Origin of the sequence: Sulfuricurvum sp., assembly GCF_031427015.1 — a bacterium.
Lineage (GTDB): Bacteria > Campylobacterota > Campylobacteria > Campylobacterales > Sulfurimonadaceae > Sulfuricurvum.
In genome coordinates, this window is the sequence record NZ_JASJOW010000001.1 from 56360 (window position 1) to 71684 (window position 15325).

Annotated in this window: 13 protein-coding genes and 4 tRNA genes; 8 read left to right on the forward strand and 9 right to left on the reverse strand. The window is 39.0% G+C overall.

The window, feature by feature from the left end; all coding sequences use genetic code 11:
* The first annotated feature begins 208 nt into the window (after positions 1-208).
* From RMO68_RS00305 to RMO68_RS00325, 5 genes are read left to right on the forward strand one after another with little or no spacing between them, the layout of a single operon-like run.
* Positions 209-703: a hypothetical protein gene (locus tag RMO68_RS00305; protein ID WP_310438730.1), complete on the forward strand. Its 495-nt coding sequence runs from the start codon at positions 209-211 to the stop codon at positions 701-703.
* Positions 700-1509 (forward strand): hypothetical protein, encoded by an 810-nt coding sequence (locus tag RMO68_RS00310; protein ID WP_310438731.1) that lies wholly within the window; start codon positions 700-702, stop codon positions 1507-1509. Before RMO68_RS00305 ends, RMO68_RS00310 begins: the two co-directional genes overlap by 4 nt.
* On the forward strand, positions 1481-2875 hold the full coding sequence (locus RMO68_RS00315) for a DNA polymerase (protein WP_310438732.1): 1395 nt from the start codon (positions 1481-1483) through the stop codon (positions 2873-2875). The genes RMO68_RS00310 and RMO68_RS00315 overlap by 29 nt, the downstream gene beginning before the upstream one ends.
* Positions 2850-3317, forward strand: a complete 468-nt coding sequence (locus RMO68_RS00320) for a hypothetical protein (RefSeq protein WP_310438733.1) — start codon at positions 2850-2852, stop codon at positions 3315-3317. Before RMO68_RS00315 ends, RMO68_RS00320 begins: the two co-directional genes overlap by 26 nt.
* A 51-nt stretch (positions 3318-3368) precedes the next feature.
* Entirely contained in the window at positions 3369-4544 is a 1176-nt protein-coding gene (locus RMO68_RS00325) for a site-specific integrase (protein ID WP_310438734.1), read from the forward strand.
* A gap of 222 nt (positions 4545-4766) precedes the next feature.
* On the opposite strand, the gene RMO68_RS00330 is transcribed toward RMO68_RS00325, so the two are convergent.
* From RMO68_RS00330 to RMO68_RS00360, 7 genes are all read right to left on the reverse strand, one after another.
* On the reverse strand, positions 4767-5933 hold the full coding sequence (locus tag RMO68_RS00330) for a site-specific DNA-methyltransferase (RefSeq protein WP_310438735.1): 1167 nt from the start codon (positions 5931-5933) through the stop codon (positions 4767-4769).
* Between the two features lie 2 nt (positions 5934-5935).
* Entirely contained in the window at positions 5936-6157 is a 222-nt protein-coding gene (locus RMO68_RS00335) for a DUF6471 domain-containing protein (protein WP_310438736.1), read from the reverse strand.
* A 188-nt stretch (positions 6158-6345) separates the two neighbouring features.
* The gene (locus RMO68_RS00340) at positions 6346-7530 is read right to left on the reverse strand and encodes a phospholipase D family protein (protein ID WP_310438737.1); all 1185 of its coding nucleotides are present in this window, start codon (positions 7528-7530) and stop codon (positions 6346-6348) included.
* 288 nt (positions 7531-7818) lie between these two features.
* Positions 7819-7906: transfer RNA gene (locus RMO68_RS00345), tRNA-Ser, on the reverse strand.
* A 31-nt stretch (positions 7907-7937) separates the two neighbouring features.
* A tRNA-Cys gene (locus tag RMO68_RS00350) sits at positions 7938-8011 on the reverse strand.
* 7 nt (positions 8012-8018) lie between these two features.
* A tRNA-Leu gene (locus RMO68_RS00355) sits at positions 8019-8105 on the reverse strand.
* A 60-nt stretch (positions 8106-8165) separates the two neighbouring features.
* A tRNA-Gly gene (locus RMO68_RS00360) sits at positions 8166-8240 on the reverse strand.
* 153 nt (positions 8241-8393) lie between these two features.
* Here RMO68_RS00360 and ilvD point away from each other — a divergent pair.
* The 3 genes from ilvD to RMO68_RS00375 are packed head-to-tail and all read left to right on the forward strand — an operon-like array spanning position 8394 to position 11387.
* Positions 8394-10082 carry a dihydroxy-acid dehydratase gene (gene ilvD, locus RMO68_RS00365; RefSeq protein WP_310438738.1) on the forward strand — a complete coding sequence of 563 codons (1689 nt, stop codon included), beginning with the start codon at positions 8394-8396 and terminating at the stop codon, positions 10080-10082.
* A gap of 50 nt (positions 10083-10132) precedes the next feature.
* The gene (locus RMO68_RS00370; RefSeq protein ID WP_310438739.1) at positions 10133-10876 is read left to right on the forward strand and encodes a UDP-2,3-diacylglucosamine diphosphatase; all 744 of its coding nucleotides are present in this window, start codon (positions 10133-10135) and stop codon (positions 10874-10876) included.
* A complete protein-coding gene (locus RMO68_RS00375) occupies positions 10863-11387 on the forward strand; it encodes a hypothetical protein (protein ID WP_310438740.1) in 525 nt (174 codons plus the stop codon). The genes RMO68_RS00370 and RMO68_RS00375 overlap by 14 nt, the downstream gene beginning before the upstream one ends.
* Before the next feature lie 5 nt (positions 11388-11392).
* Here the strand turns inward: RMO68_RS00375 and RMO68_RS00380 are convergent, their stop codons facing one another.
* Positions 11393-13171, reverse strand: a complete 1779-nt coding sequence (locus tag RMO68_RS00380; protein ID WP_310438741.1) for a nucleoside-diphosphate sugar epimerase/dehydratase — start codon at positions 13169-13171, stop codon at positions 11393-11395.
* A gap of 24 nt (positions 13172-13195) precedes the next feature.
* Positions 13196-15325 (reverse strand): STT3 domain-containing protein, encoded by a 2130-nt coding sequence (locus RMO68_RS00385; RefSeq protein WP_310438742.1) that lies wholly within the window; start codon positions 15323-15325, stop codon positions 13196-13198.

Here is a 15325-nt window from a genome sequence, read left to right on the forward strand (position 1 = left end):
GATGGCTTTATTATTAGTAATTATTATAATTAATTGCTAATGAATATTTTATATAAGCAGTTTATAGCTATAGATTTATAATTTAATTGATCGAATCATTATAGGTGTATAGACCTGTTATAGGGTTAAATGCACCAAAAAAAAGTTGCAAGATGGGACTTCTCTTACAACATATTTATTCGATACAACAATTTAGGAGAATTTTATTATGGATGCAGAAAAAGCAACCGAAAAAAGCGCAAGCAAAAAGTGTATTGAATCACCTAATGCCCAAATTTACAATCGAATTACAAGCTCTAAAGGTGATTGGAGCGTCAATAAAACAATATCTATATTTAATGAGAGCAATAGTGTTGTGATCAAACAAGCAGATTATGCCGAAATAGTGACTAAGGTCGAAAAAGATAGCAAAATTGCCTATAGAATACAGGATCATAAGCAAAGTAATCCTGCTTACAATACTACAGCGGTTCCTGCCGTAGTAGTCAAATTTACTAAACATGACACGCAAGTGGTTTCTTTAGACATTATGGAAAGTCTTCCTGGCACAGAGTTTAATAAAGATGACATTCATAAACGATATACCCTCGCTATCGATTCGGCGATGTTTTTTCTTTATGGGAATGTCGTCAAAAATGATCTAGAAGTGGCTGAGTCGATGGCTACTAAAAAACATGGTAAAAAAACGATTGATTTGACATGATTAATTTTGCAAATTCATTCCCAAATGGGGATGATAGTGCCGTTATCCCAGGTGAAACTGCTGTTATTGTAGGTTCTATGGATGGTGAATGGCAGAGTAATTACACTAAGAATGAGAATTTGATTTTGAGTTATCAATTTAGCGCTATTGACCTAAAAACAGGCCTGAGGGGTGATGATATCTATTACACCAATTGGGTAGAGAAAGAGCGACTGACAATTACTCAGATTCTTGAGCAGATTGGGAATATTGTTGGTTTGTCATTAGGTGACCTTAATGGCTACACCATTGTACTTGTGGCACATAACGCTATCGCGGAGTGGAGCACGATTAAAAATCGAAGTAAGCTAAATAAATATTTACAGATGATTAGAAAAACGGTGATTACTCCAGGGGTTTCACCGATAGAATTGAAAATTTATGATGGAAATCGAAATAAAAAGATTGTGAAGTTTATGCTCAAGGACACCATGCTTTTGGTGCCTGAAGCGTACAGATCATTAAAAAAAGCCTCCGTATTGGTTGATCCTGATTTTGCTAAATTGGATTTGACCAAGGAAGAATTATCAAATATGCTCAAGCTTTTGCAGAAAGATCCTGCAAAGTTTGAAGCATACGCAATTAGAGACACGCAAGTGACTCTAAAACTTTGGATAACGCTACAGTGTATGCTAAATAAGATAAATGGTACTCAAGATAAGATATTTTCAACTCTCAGCAGTGCAGCGTTATCACGACTCAAATCGATGTATGTAGAAGAATTTGGAGGGGAAGCTTTTGAGTTCTTATTTCGACGAAAAAAGTGATGCTTGGGTGGGTGGTAAAAAACCTCGTGAATCGGATGAAAAATCCTTGGAACAGCTTGAATTTGAGCGGCATTATGATCTTGGTGCTCGAAGTTATATGGGAGGACTGAACTCCTCGTATGTCATTGGGGAAGTTAGAGGTGATATTATCGATATCGACTTCTCTAGCTGTTATCCCAGTGCCTTAAACATGATACAAAACATGACGTATGAAGTAAGTGGTGGTATCGAAGAATTCAAGATTGAGCTTGAAAAGTATGATGGGACATATTTGCCTATTGCTATGGCTGATATAGAGTTTGAATTTCCTTTTGATTGCTTGCATCCATCATTGCCTATTAAAAATGGAGATGCTGGATTATTTTATGTCTTGAAAGGTCGAACCACATGCACTTTACCAGAGATACATTTTGCATTAAAGCAAGGGTGCGTGATTGCCAAGTGGCATGATGCTGTTGTAATGAAATGTGATGAAGGATTTACCTTTAGGGAGTTTCTATCTGAACTAATTAAAGCTCGTGATGACGCGAAAAAAGAGGGCAACAATATGTTGCAGCTTATTTTGAAAGACTTTGTAAACGGTATGTATGGGAAGGTGGCGCAGGGAATTAATCGCCGATCAACTTATGTTGTTGGGAAGGGCATATCACGTCCTTTGCCTCCATCTGCTGTCACCAATCCTTATATTGCAAGTGCGGTCACGGGTGTAGTAAGAGCGGCTCTGAGTTCAATTGTACATGCTCTATCTAGGCTTGAGGGGTATATGGTTATTAGTGCCACTACAGATGGTGTGCTATACAAAGCTCCTTTGTCAGGAGGGTGTACATCTGTAATCGATTTATTATTCGATGCAGATGTGCTTGAGAAAAAATATACCGGCTCCGTGGTTCAGGCATTGGAAGGGGGCTCAAATGATTATATCAAGTCATTTGAATTTGTGGATAGTGTACTGTATCAAGAGTTGCTGAAGTATCCATCTGTACGATTGCTACAAGCCTCACGTGCGGTATTGGGATTTGATGAGTTTATTGAAATTAAACATATTGCGACCGAAGTTACGAATCTAAAAACCCGTGGACAGGTCGGATTTTATGAATATGAAGGGGTGCAATATCCCACTGTACTAGCCAAAGCTGGAAATAAAATAGATGGTTCTAAACTAGAGCAATCTACGGAACTATTGAAGATGTTTTATGACGATGAAATAGCGTATAACGAAGTAACCACTTTAGCCTCTATGCGGGACATACTTGACCCAAAGAAGGCAGTAAATGACCTTGTATCTGTGACAACACGTGTGAAAGTGAATACAGATTATGACTTTAAAAGGAGACCTGCTAATGTTAATTCAGACAGTACCATTTAGCAATATTGAAGAAGCAAACCTCTATCGAGGTTGCTCAAAAAATCTCAGAGCTAATGGGTTTAAAGCTCATTGTTTTCGAGTTGAGTATGCCGTTTATTTGGCAAAAAGTAGAGTTAAAAAACGTGGGAGCAGTACGGAGTTTACTACTCGACATTTTCTAAGAGGATTAATCCAAGGGATAAAGCCTTTTCCGGATACGATTGGCTTGAGCTACAGAGATGTGGCAAATTCGCTAGAGCACTGCGGCGTGACGGTAAGCAAGGTCAAGGAGGCTAATCGATCTCCTTTTGTTTTTAATGTGATTGATAATACGAGTGCCAATAGAAAATTGATCAAATTTTTGCTGGAAGCCTTTGGCTTAGGCGTTCTTTACGGTGAAGTAGTACAAATATTAGTATTTAAGGGGTTAAGTAATGGTCATGAAATCATTCAAGCCCCTTGATGAGGTTTACATATACATACATGCAAGAGTACTTGTGATAGGAGAAAAATTGTGGAGTTCAACGATCCCATAAAAATAGTACGTGTTGTCAGAGGGAATGGCACTCTTTCATTAGATTATCGCACCCATTCCAGTGCAAAGCTCCCTAAGGGCAGAACGAGCAATCGGATTCGATTTTCTACGAACAAAGAAGATAGTAAGGCCGCTCTCAAGTACGTTGAGAAGCATAAATTCGAACTTGCTAAACAGCATTACGAGTCGCTATTTGATAATTTGGAAAACAAAGAGGAGGTTTTATTTGAAGATATTGCATATGCGGCGCATGAATTAGCAGCCAAGAAAAAAAATAGAAAAAAGGATGCGACTGTTGATTATCTGAGTATTCTAGAAAAGTTTGTCTTTCCATACTTTGGTAGAATGAATTTGAACAGTATTAAGCCGAAAGATATCGAACTATGGATGATTGAAATGGCCGATCTAGGGATCTCACAGAGTCGGTTTTACAAGTACTTTTTTGTAGTAAAGTGTGTTTTGGATTATGCATACAAAAATGAGTATACCGTTTCAAATGTTATGGACAAAGTAAAAAGAACTGAAGTGGATTTACCTAAGAGTAAATCGAATAATCATGAATATTTTAGTGAAGTGGATAGAGATAAGATTTTGAATGATACGTGCGTAGGATGTAGTGATGCGGAACTAATAAAGCATTGTTTTATTAATACCTTTATGCATCTTGCTTTATTTACTGGAGCTAGGACTGGTGAGATGTTAGCATTAAAATGGGCGGATGTTGATTTTGATAATAACGCGATAACTTACCGAAGTTCCATGCGAAAGGGTATTGAAGGTACCACTAAAACGAAAGAGCCTCGAACTGTCGTGATGATACAACGGTTATCGGACGTGTTATTAAAGTGGAAAGATACAAAAGCGGGTGAGTATGTCTTTCCTCAGCCGGGTTTACGGATTCCTTACAAAAACTCAAGATCAATTGCTGATACCTATTATAAACCTATGTTGGAGCGCCTTGGCATTCGATTTCGTAGGTTATATTCTAGCCGACATACTTTTGCGAGTATTTCTCATGATAAAGGCATACCTGTGGCTACGATATCTCAATGTTTAGGACACAGGGATACTGAGGTTACAAGTAAATATTATTTGTTATCTGGTAATAGAAATCAAGATGAAGTACGACGTCAAATGGAAAAACTAAATTCTTAATAGTCATCGGTGTTGTGCCGATGACCCTAGCAGAATCTATCAACTTTTTTTTTCAAAATCGATGCAAAATTACAAAAAAGTCATTAAAAAAGGCTCGAATCAGACAGAGTACTTTTATATATTCCCCTGCATATCCCTTGTTTTAGGCATTTTCTACAATATCCTCGCCGGTTTAGAGAACCGGGGGAGAGTTTTATTGATTGCAGAATGCAGTCTTAGTAGTCATGCATTTGTTTTGTCAGACATCCAAGCAATACAGCCATTCTCTTTAATTTCGATATGTTCGCTTCTTTTATAAACATCGACAATATTTTCAATGTTTTTCTTAATCCTTTTAATAATCTCATCACCTCTTCTGTAATTTGATAAGCTTAATATTCTTTCATCGGCTAAGGAAATTTTGACAATATCTTTTATTTTTGGGGTACTAGAGGTCACGATCGCTTCTTTAACTACCGTCCTTAGTATCCTATGAATATTTAATCTATCAACACTATCTTCAAAGTACCCATGATCTTTGTCCATCTCCATACAAATGAAATTTCTATCACCGACATTCTCACACGCTACCGCTAATGTTCCCGAACCTGAACAATGATCAAGAACTATTGAATGCTTATTTGAGTATGTTCTGATTAAATATTCATAAAGTTCTACTGGTTTTTGAGTTGGTACTAATTGTAAAAACTGTTTATCGTGAGCAATTTTGATGACACTTCTTGGATATCTTTCTGTGGAGTCATAAGAAGTTACAGAAAACTGTTTTCCATAATTAGTACTTGGTAGTTTGGCTCTATCGGCAGTTGATGTTTTCCTTTCATGCCCAGACGTTTTCTGTGGATTATAAGTTGGTAATGATTTGTAAAAAACTAGAATATTTTCATGAGCTTTCATCGGCATTTTTTTTGCATTCATGTGTCCGCTTGGATGAGTTTTTTCCCAAATCCATTCATATCTAAAATCTTGTTTGTTTGAATTTTGCAACATAGCGTCGAATGGTTTTTGGGCAAATAATAAGATTACACCATCATCTTTTAAGATTCTATTATAAGAATGCCATAGTCCTTTTTTGTGTAATTTCTTCCAATCATTTTCAGCAATATTAAGCTTGATATGGTTTTTATAACAATGTAGAAGGTATTCATCATACTGCATCTGTATAAGCTTATTATTTATTTCTATTTCTATATAGTCGTTAAGTGGAATAATAATATCCCATTTGTTTTTCGTTGTTCCAAACGGTAAATCGGTTAATATTAGATCTATTGACTTAGTTTTAATTTTTTCCATACCATCGTGTGACATACTGTCAACGTTGTAGAAAGTATTCATTTTTAGCCCAATATCATCTTGTGCACATATTGAGGTATTATTAGTTGCTTTAGTCATAGTCATTCCCCTACTTTCAGATCTTTAACTTCTAAAGCTTGCATACATTTTAGAAAAAACACGGCGCTAAAGCCCCCTCTGCTCATTTTGTTATTGAAGGATAATTCAGTTAAGTCCTCCCCAAAAGGTTTTAATAAATCTACCAAATTTTTAACCTTAAGTCCTCTTCTTTTTAATTCAGATTTAATTAGATTTTTTGGTAATTCATCGAAGTTAACTTGCATCTTTTCCTCTTCGAAATTAATATCGTAATTATATCACATAATACATATATATAATCACAATAGGCGATATATATATTCAATAGTGATTATAAAAATATTATGTGTCTTAAGGGTTTAATTTCATTATCGTCTGGGATGAAGATGTTGTTAAATATATGTACTATATTAAAGAATCGACGACAATTATGCTAATCAAATTGCATTAGGTATTCAACAGTAGTGCCAATAGTTCGCTTATAGAGTCTGATTTTTGAACCTAACAAATCTCTTTGTGCAATTAGAGGTTTTGCACTCCCCCATTGAAGTCCTGTAACAAAATTATTTTGTTGGTATGTACGGGTATTTGTTCTTGGATCATGTGTGAGATTAAAACTTTGTTGAGGATAGTCAATACCTTTAATCGTTAGGTACATATTTGCAACAGCTACTTCCTTATCAGGATTTGTGGGGCTAGGGTTTACTATCCAATTAAGTTCATGAAATACAACATCACGGAAATAGTGGCGCTGATCGATACCCACGGTTTCCCCTTTTGTCATACCCATTGAGCCTGTTGCGTGGGTATTTGTTCCTGTTGGTATACTGAGATATCTTTCGGTTAAAGGTGAGCTAGTCCAAACCAATACCCATTCAGCGGGCATTATAGATGTAGTGGTAATTATAGGTGTAGTTGTGATTGCAGGTCTTCTTCTATTTCTTGTATGTAATCTTGTACGTGGAAGATTTTCCATATTTGTATCCATCCGAGGAGTCCTTTCTCTCTCTCCTGTGGTCCTAGTATTAACCCCAAGGGATGGTTTTCTCAGAGATATCCTTTCATCGATCAGTATGCCATTATTTTTTAGGGCAATTATCTGTCGAACGCCGGTAATTTGAGTCACATTATCAGGAAACATGGAAGGAAGGTTATGCAGTATGGATGTGATTTTATTTAAAAACTCTACATCACCTATATGCGTTTTATTTAGCTCAACGAGGACACTGGCTTCAATATTCCTTACTAGTCCATTCTGCGTTAAATTAGAGCTTCCTATTATTACTTTAGCACTCCCATCATTTTGTGATAAATAAACTTTTGGATGATATATAAAATCGGAAGCTCCAGTATCGACGACGTAAATTGAATAGCCCGCTTGTAAAATACTAAGCACACCTTGCATAGATGTAATGTCATTTCTAACACCCACATAAAATTTAACTTTTTCTGGAGAAATAAGAGATAATTTGTCTTTAATAAGTTGAAAGCCGTTATCCCGAAGGAAGGCTACACTAATTAACACTTCGTTTGGAGAACTCAGTTCTAGTAGTTCGTGTATTACTTGTCTATGATTCCGAGGCTGCATACCTTGTAGTAAAAAGTCTAATGTTGGCATCTTGCTATATCCTATAGTTAAATCTAAATCATTCTATAGGTTTTGGGATATAAAGTAACTGAATTAGGCATTGAAAGAGGATATGGAGCAGAGGTAGAAGAGGGTTTTTTAATGATTTATAGAAACAAAAAAATCTGCGTCAAATTCGTGTCTTTTTTCTCAAAAATATCCACCAAAAGTGTACATTGTTCAAAAAAGCGACCGGAGAGTAATCTTGTCAATGGGATAAGTTTTATTGATTTGTAAATCTCTGAAAGTATCGTAAATAAGGGAGTTGTGAAGTAATGATGGCGGGCCACCAAGGATTTGAACCTTGGGAGGTTTAACCCTCGCCGGTTTTCAAGACCGGTGCAATCGACCACTCTGCCAGTGACCCGTAGTAAAATTGAAACTATTTTTTTCTATGCTGGAGGCGGCACCCGGATTCGAACCGGGGATCAGAGCTTTGCAGGCTCATGCCTTACCGCTTGGCTATGCCGCCACCATGATGGTGCCCGGAGCCGGACTTGAACCGGCACAGTGTTACCACCGAGGGATTTTAAGTCCCTTGCGTCTACCGATTTCGCCATCCGGGCTTCACGTAGAAAAAAATATCTCAGTTCAAACATCAAAAAGCAATGTTTCAACTGAGATTCTGGAGCGGGAAACGAGGTTCGAACTCGCGACCCCAACCTTGGCAAGGTTGTGCTCTACCACTGAGCTATTCCCGCATTGTTTTTGTGGACTGGAAGTATAGCAAAAAAATAATAGTGTGTAAAGAGGTCTGCGGGATTTTTTGCCGTTTTTAGGGCGCCATACGTTTTTTAGAGTTCGTCTTAGGTATAATCGCGCTACTTAAAATAATTACTATAAAAAGGAATCCTATGCGTAGTGATACCATTAAACGGGGATTTGACAAAACCCCTCATCGCAGTTTACTCCGTGCAACCGGACTTAAAGACGAAGATTTTAACAAACCTTTTATCGGGGTAGCCAACTCCCATATCGATATTATTCCGGGCCATTTTTTCCTTCAAGAATACGGTCGCATCGTCAAGGAAGCGATTCGTGAAGCGGGTGGGGTTCCGTTTGAATTTAATACCATCGGTGTCGATGACGGTATTGCGATGGGACACGACGGAATGCTTTATTCTCTTCCGAGTCGTGAGTTGATCGCCGATTGCATAGAGACGGTTATGAACGCGCACAAGCTCGATGGACTAATCTGTATCCCTAACTGTGACAAGATTGTTCCGGGAATGTTGATGGGGGCATTACGTGTGAATGTTCCGACGATTTTCGTCTCAGGCGGTCCGATGAAGGCAGGGCATAAAAAAGACGGTACGCCGATCGATTTGGCGACCGCGTTTGAAGCGGTAGGAAAACATGCCGACGGTAAAATGAGCGATGAAGAATTGTATGAGATTGAGTGCGAAGCCTGTCCGTCAGGGGGAAGTTGTTCGGGAATGTTTACCGCTAACTCGATGAATACTCTTTGTGAAGCGATGGGGGTTGCCCTCCCTGGCAACGGTACGGTTTTGGCAATGACCCCTGAGCGTATTGAGATGGTTAAGGCGGCAGCACGCCGTATCGTTGAGATGGTCAAAGACGAAAATTCCGAAAAATGGAATATGCGTAATATTCTGAATGATAAAGCGATCCACAATGCCTTTGTTATCGATATGGCAATGGGGGGAAGTTCGAATACCGTTCTTCATCTTTTGAGCATCGCAAAAGAGGCGGAGGTTGATTTCGATATTACGAAAATTAATGAAATCTCTGAAAAAGTAGCCCATATCGCGAAAATCTCTCCCTCATTATCGACGGTACATATGGATGATATCAACCGTGCCGGCGGGGTTAATGCGGTAATGAAAGAGGTAAGCCGACGCGGTGGTGTATTAGAACTGGATGCGATGATGGTTACGGGTGAGACACTGGGTGAGCGGATTAAAGATGCGGTGATCAAAGATACGAGTATTATCCATACTAACGAAAATGCTTACTCTCCGGTTGGCGGTTTGTCGATTCTTTTCGGAAATCTCGCAGAAGAGGGTGCAGTTGTTAAAACAGCGGGTATCACTCCGAATATGCGCAAGTTTAAAGGCTCTGCGGTTTGTTTTAACTCTCAAAACGAAGCCATTGCCGGAATAATGTCTCATAAAGTTAAAGCGGGTGATGTCGTGGTTATCCGCTATGAAGGTCCTAAGGGCGGTCCGGGGATGCAAGAGATGCTCGCCCCTACGGCGCTTATCATGGGGATGGGATTGGGTGAGAGTGTTGCTCTCATCACTGATGGACGGTTCAGCGGTGCAACACGCGGAGCTTCTATCGGGCATGTTAGTCCTGAAGCAGCGGAAGGAGGCTTGATCGCACTTATCGAAGACGGTGATGAGATCGAACTCGATGTGGATAGCCATCTTTTACAGCTCAATGTGAGTTACGAAGTGCTGGAACAACGTCGACTGCATTGGAAACCGATCAAAAAAGAGATTCCGTCTAAGTGGCTTAAGCGCTACAGCCTTCTTGTCTCTAATGCTTCTAACGGAGCTGCTTTAAAAACAGAGCTTTAAAACTCTCTTCTGTCACCAAACCGTAATCCTTCGGGATTACACTTTCCCTCATGAATGAGTCACTATTTTTTCGCAGTGTTTTTATTTCTGATCTCCATCTCGGAACACGCGATGCCCAATCCGAGCGTCTTTTGGAATTCATCCGAAATGTTGAATGTGAAAATCTCTATCTGGTCGGTGATATTATAGACGGATGGGAACTCCGACGTAATTGGCGATGGAGTCAAGCCCAATCCGATGTCCTCCAAAAAATACTTCGAAAAGCCCGAAAAGGGACGAAAGTCCACTATATAATCGGAAATCATGACGAATTTTTACGCCCATTTTTACCGATGGTTATGGGGGATAACATCACGATTGCGCATGAAAAAGTACATTACGGGTTGAACGGCAATCGCTATCTTGTTGTTCATGGTGATATGTTTGATGCGGTAACGATGACGAAAAAATGGGTTGCCCATCTTGGGGATCGTTGCTATCTTTTTTTGCTTCGATTGAACCGTCCGATCAATACGGTGCGTCGCTGGTTTGGTAAATATCACTATTGGTCGCTCTCTAAAATGGCAAAACAGAGTGTAAAACAGGCAGTGAGTTTTATTACGGATTATGAAGAGGTACTCTCTTCCCATGCGGATGATGGAGGGTATGACGGGGTTATATGCGGACATATCCATCACGCCGAGATAAGAGTCATTAACGGTATCGAGTATCTTAATTGCGGAGATTGGGTTGAATCGTGCAGTGCCATTGTTGAACATTATGACGGAAGGTTTGAGATTTATGAACACGACTAAAAGTGTGAGCATTGTTTTTTACAAAGGACGTGGGACCTTAGCGGAGAAACTTATACGATTGTGGACGAAGAGCCCTTACTCTCATTGTGAATTTCGTCGAAGTGATGGACTCTATCACTCGAATGACCGATTTAATTTTATTTCTCGGACGGAGAGATTAGAGATTAATCCTAATGATTGGGAAGTTTGTGAAATTTCTCTGCCAAGTGAGATTATTGAGCGGGTAGAGAGGCGACAGCTTCGAAAAAACGGTACGGCATACGATTGGATGGGAATTGTATTCTCGCAAGTATTTCGTTTGGGATTGCACGATAAGAAGAGATGGTTTTGTTCCAAAAGTAATGCGGATGATTTGGCGTATGCTTACCGATTAATGCAGCGAAGCAAAGATAAACGTTATGAAGGGTATTTGGAAGAATTGCATATTTTTGGAAAGATTACCCCTCAAAACTTCTCTCCGCATCAGCTTTACACCCTTATGCAAAGTATTACGCACTCCCATGCGAGCTAAGGAGATTAAGATTCTACGGGTTCAGAATACTCAGGGACAATACGGCGTAGCGCTGATCGTGGATCGGATGAGTCGATTAACAGAGCGATATCTTCATTTAAACGATTAATATCGTAGAGGGTTGAACGGGCGATCATAATCGATTCAAAGGCTGTTTTTTGCTCGCTCTCGTCGATAAGTAGTTCTTCATAGAGTTTCTCACCCGGACGTAAGCCCGTATAGACGATTTCGATGGGTTCTGTTGCGTAAAGACGAATCATAGTCTCGGCCAAATCGGCGATTTTGACACTCTCTCCCATATCGAGGATAAAAAGTTCACCGCCGCGTGCTATAGCTGCCGCTTGTAAGACCAACTGACACGCTTCATTGATCAGCATAAAATAACGGGTGATATCGGGATGGGTCAGGGTTACCGGTCCCCCTGATTCAATCTGGGCTTTAAACTTAGGGATGACACTTCCGCTTGAACCGAGAACATTTCCAAATCGAACCGCTACGATTTCACTGTTACGGGGATTGACATTTTGGGCATAGAGTTCCACTATCCGTTTGGTTGCGCCCATAACGTTGGTCGGACGGACGGCTTTATCGGTGGAGATAATCACAACTTTTTGTACATCATGGGCGATGGCACTGTCAATAACATTGCGGCTTCCTATAACATTGTTCTTAATGGCGGTTTGCATGTTCGCTTCACAAAGAGGAACATGTTTATAGGCTGCGGCATGAATGACGATATCCGGGGAGCTGTTTTCCATGATTTGATTCAATGATCCGTACTCGATAATATTGCACAGATGGAGCTCCGCGTCGGGGATCTTTTCACCGATTTGATAGAGATTGAATTCGCTATGATCAATCAGTATAAGGTTTTTTGCTCCGAAGCGATGACATTGCAGTGAAATCTCACTTCCGATACTTCCCCCCGCACCGGTAATAAGGACATTTTTATCACGAATAAAGGCCTCGATAGTTTTGGAATCAAGATCTTTCGGATGTCTGGCAAGAAGGTCTTCGATAGAAAATTCCCGTAGGGAAGAGGTATTGTTTTCTAAAATAACGAAGTGGTGAATATCATGGATATTATGTGCCGTAAGTTGATCTATTAAGCTTCGAAGTTCCGTTTGCGGAAGATCGATTGTGATAGCGACACTGCTGATATCAAACAATTTAAAGACTTTTTCCAATTGACTTTTACGATAAACCTGTATGGAATCAATGGTTGAACCGTGCAAATGAAAATCAGAGGGTTCCCATGCAATGATGGCTTGTATGGTATAAGGAACATCGCCGTTTTTAGAACTTTTGATGAGTGCGGCTGATTTGTGGTTGCTTCCGATAATTAGCATAGGTTTGGTGATACTTTTGTTTTGCTGTTCTAGAATAATGCGTTTGGAGAGACGAAATCCGCCGAGAAGAAGCAAAGAGAGTATAAAGTCGATGGCAATAACACTTCTCGGTACAGGGGCAAATAAGCTTGGTTCCATTGAAAAAATAAGATAAAAAAGAGAGACAGCGAGTATATGGCCAATAAGGATTTGTATTGCATTATGGAGACTGAAATAGCGCCAGGTAATACGGTAAACATTTAAAAGATATAAACTGCTCCATTTTAGGAAGGTTAAGGTGAAGAAAACAACATAAAAATGGCTTACATATTCCGGAGGGATACTGAAATCGAATCGTAATGCGTACGCAAAATGGAGTGATACGAAAAATAATAAAAAATCAGCAACTAAAAAGAAGAAGAGCCTTTTTGTATAACTGGGGGTTAATAGACTCATTCTATTCTCTTTAGGCATTTTCTATTAAATCTTTAGTTTATAAATTTTTGTGTATGGGCTAAGGACAACGGGTTCAAATAGATTCTTATCATACTGTTCAAATATAAACATTTGTATGTAAGTAGAGTTAAAATAATAATCATCAAGGACGAGGAATTGTCCGTAACTTGCTAGAAAAATTACATTCAAACCTTCAGATGCAAATGTTTGTGCCTTAATTTGCAGTTGATGGTTCGGATCATACCCTACTTGGTATAGTGCTTTAATTGGAACATTTTGTTTTCCCATCTTGAGAGTACTAGTAGCTTTTTGTATGGAGAGACCTTGCCCTAATTCAATTGTTGCTCCGGTATCTTGACCCATGCGAGTTGAATAGAAAAAAGGAGTTGAACGTTTGTCAGGTTTCGTGAGGTCAATATTACTGAAAAGAGATACCGTTGGGAAAATTTCAATCATTCGTAGTGGCAAATAAAGATATACATTTCGTGTTTTTGAAGGTATTTTGTATTCAGGAAGTGCTATTGCATTTATGAAATCATTGGGATCTTTAAAACCTTCTTTGCTTAGCATGTATTCAAAATCATTTACTTTTTTATCGCTATCTTTAAATCCACGCTCTGTATATTCGGTATATAATCGCATCATATGAGCGGCTGATAGAGAATTTTGAGCTGTTAAGACAAAGGCGGTTGGATAATTGACATCACCACTATGTTTACCTCCATCAACCCATGTTTTAACGTCTGCATAGTAACGGATCGGATAACCATAATCCCACCATGAAACGACATAATCTTCTCGTGAAGCAATTTTACGGAGTTCATCTAATGCCGCAACTTCTTGATCAAGAAAAACAGTTGGAGTCATATATTCACGAATATGGGTATAGTTTGGATAAATGGCAGTAGCTGTGAAAACAACCAATGCAAGGTATCGTAGCCACATTTTTTGGATGTACTGAGTAGTCCAAACTAGCAAATATCCAAATCCGATCGCCATCATCGGAACGGCGTAAATTGTAAAACGTAATCCAGCAAACATGGCAATAAATCCTAATCCGACAAGTGGAAGCGTTATTAGTAGCGGACGGTAAGCAATAATCGCCATAATATATCCGACACAAGCTAGGATAAAAGTGATACTATGACCACTGATACGTTCAGCAAAGAGGGTGAAGGGGATACTACCGGCTTCCCGTACTGTTGACATAACATTATAGTAATTAAGAGCAGTGGTGACAGTATTTTCAGATGTTCCGCTGTATAGGTACATCTTTAACAGCCCTAATATGGGTGTTATTCCCCCAGTAAAAATATAAATCCCGACAACCATACCAAAGATAGACCAAAAAAGTTTTAATGAGAGCTCTTGACGAAAATGAAAAATAGCGAATAAAATGATTGCCAAGCTGATTTTACTGATTAAGGGAATTGAGAGAATTCCGATCAGTATAAAAAGGGCAATTTTATATAAATAAGTATTTTTACGATCAAAAATAACAGCGAATCCAAGAATCATTAAAAATAGTGCAGTATCGAGTGCATAAGCTTGTGGATACCACCATTGATATAATGCTATCGATACGGTGATCGGGATCAGATAGCGATTACGCTGATGTGTTAAGGCAAGAATGAGTGTGTACATCTCTAAAACCGGAAAAACGATATTGAGCATATCTGTATCGTAATATCCTGTCATCGTACGGTTGTAGTAGCTGTGAGCAATTGAACCTATGAGTGCCGCAATAAATCCCATTGTAGTCTGATTTAACGCACGACCGATTAAGATGAGCGGTATAACGATTAGTGAACTTATAAAGGAAGGCATATAGAGAATAAGGGTTTCAAAACTGATTGGTAAAATTGTTGCGAGGATTGCAGTTAATTTTGCTAGAGGTTGGTCTATTCCTGAATAGTCATTGCCTTGATGAGTGCCACTAATGATATCTCGTGCACCTTCAGCAAATAAATAGCCGTCATTCGTATTAATCATAAGCTCATTATTCCAGTGAAACTGAGGTGCGGCACTAGATTCATTGACCCATATGAATCGTAATGAAACCGAGAAAAGATACGCAATAATCATTAAAATGAGCAGTGTGGTTGTAGTAGTTCGTTCTTCATGTAGTTTTAGCATAGGATTATGTTGCTCCAT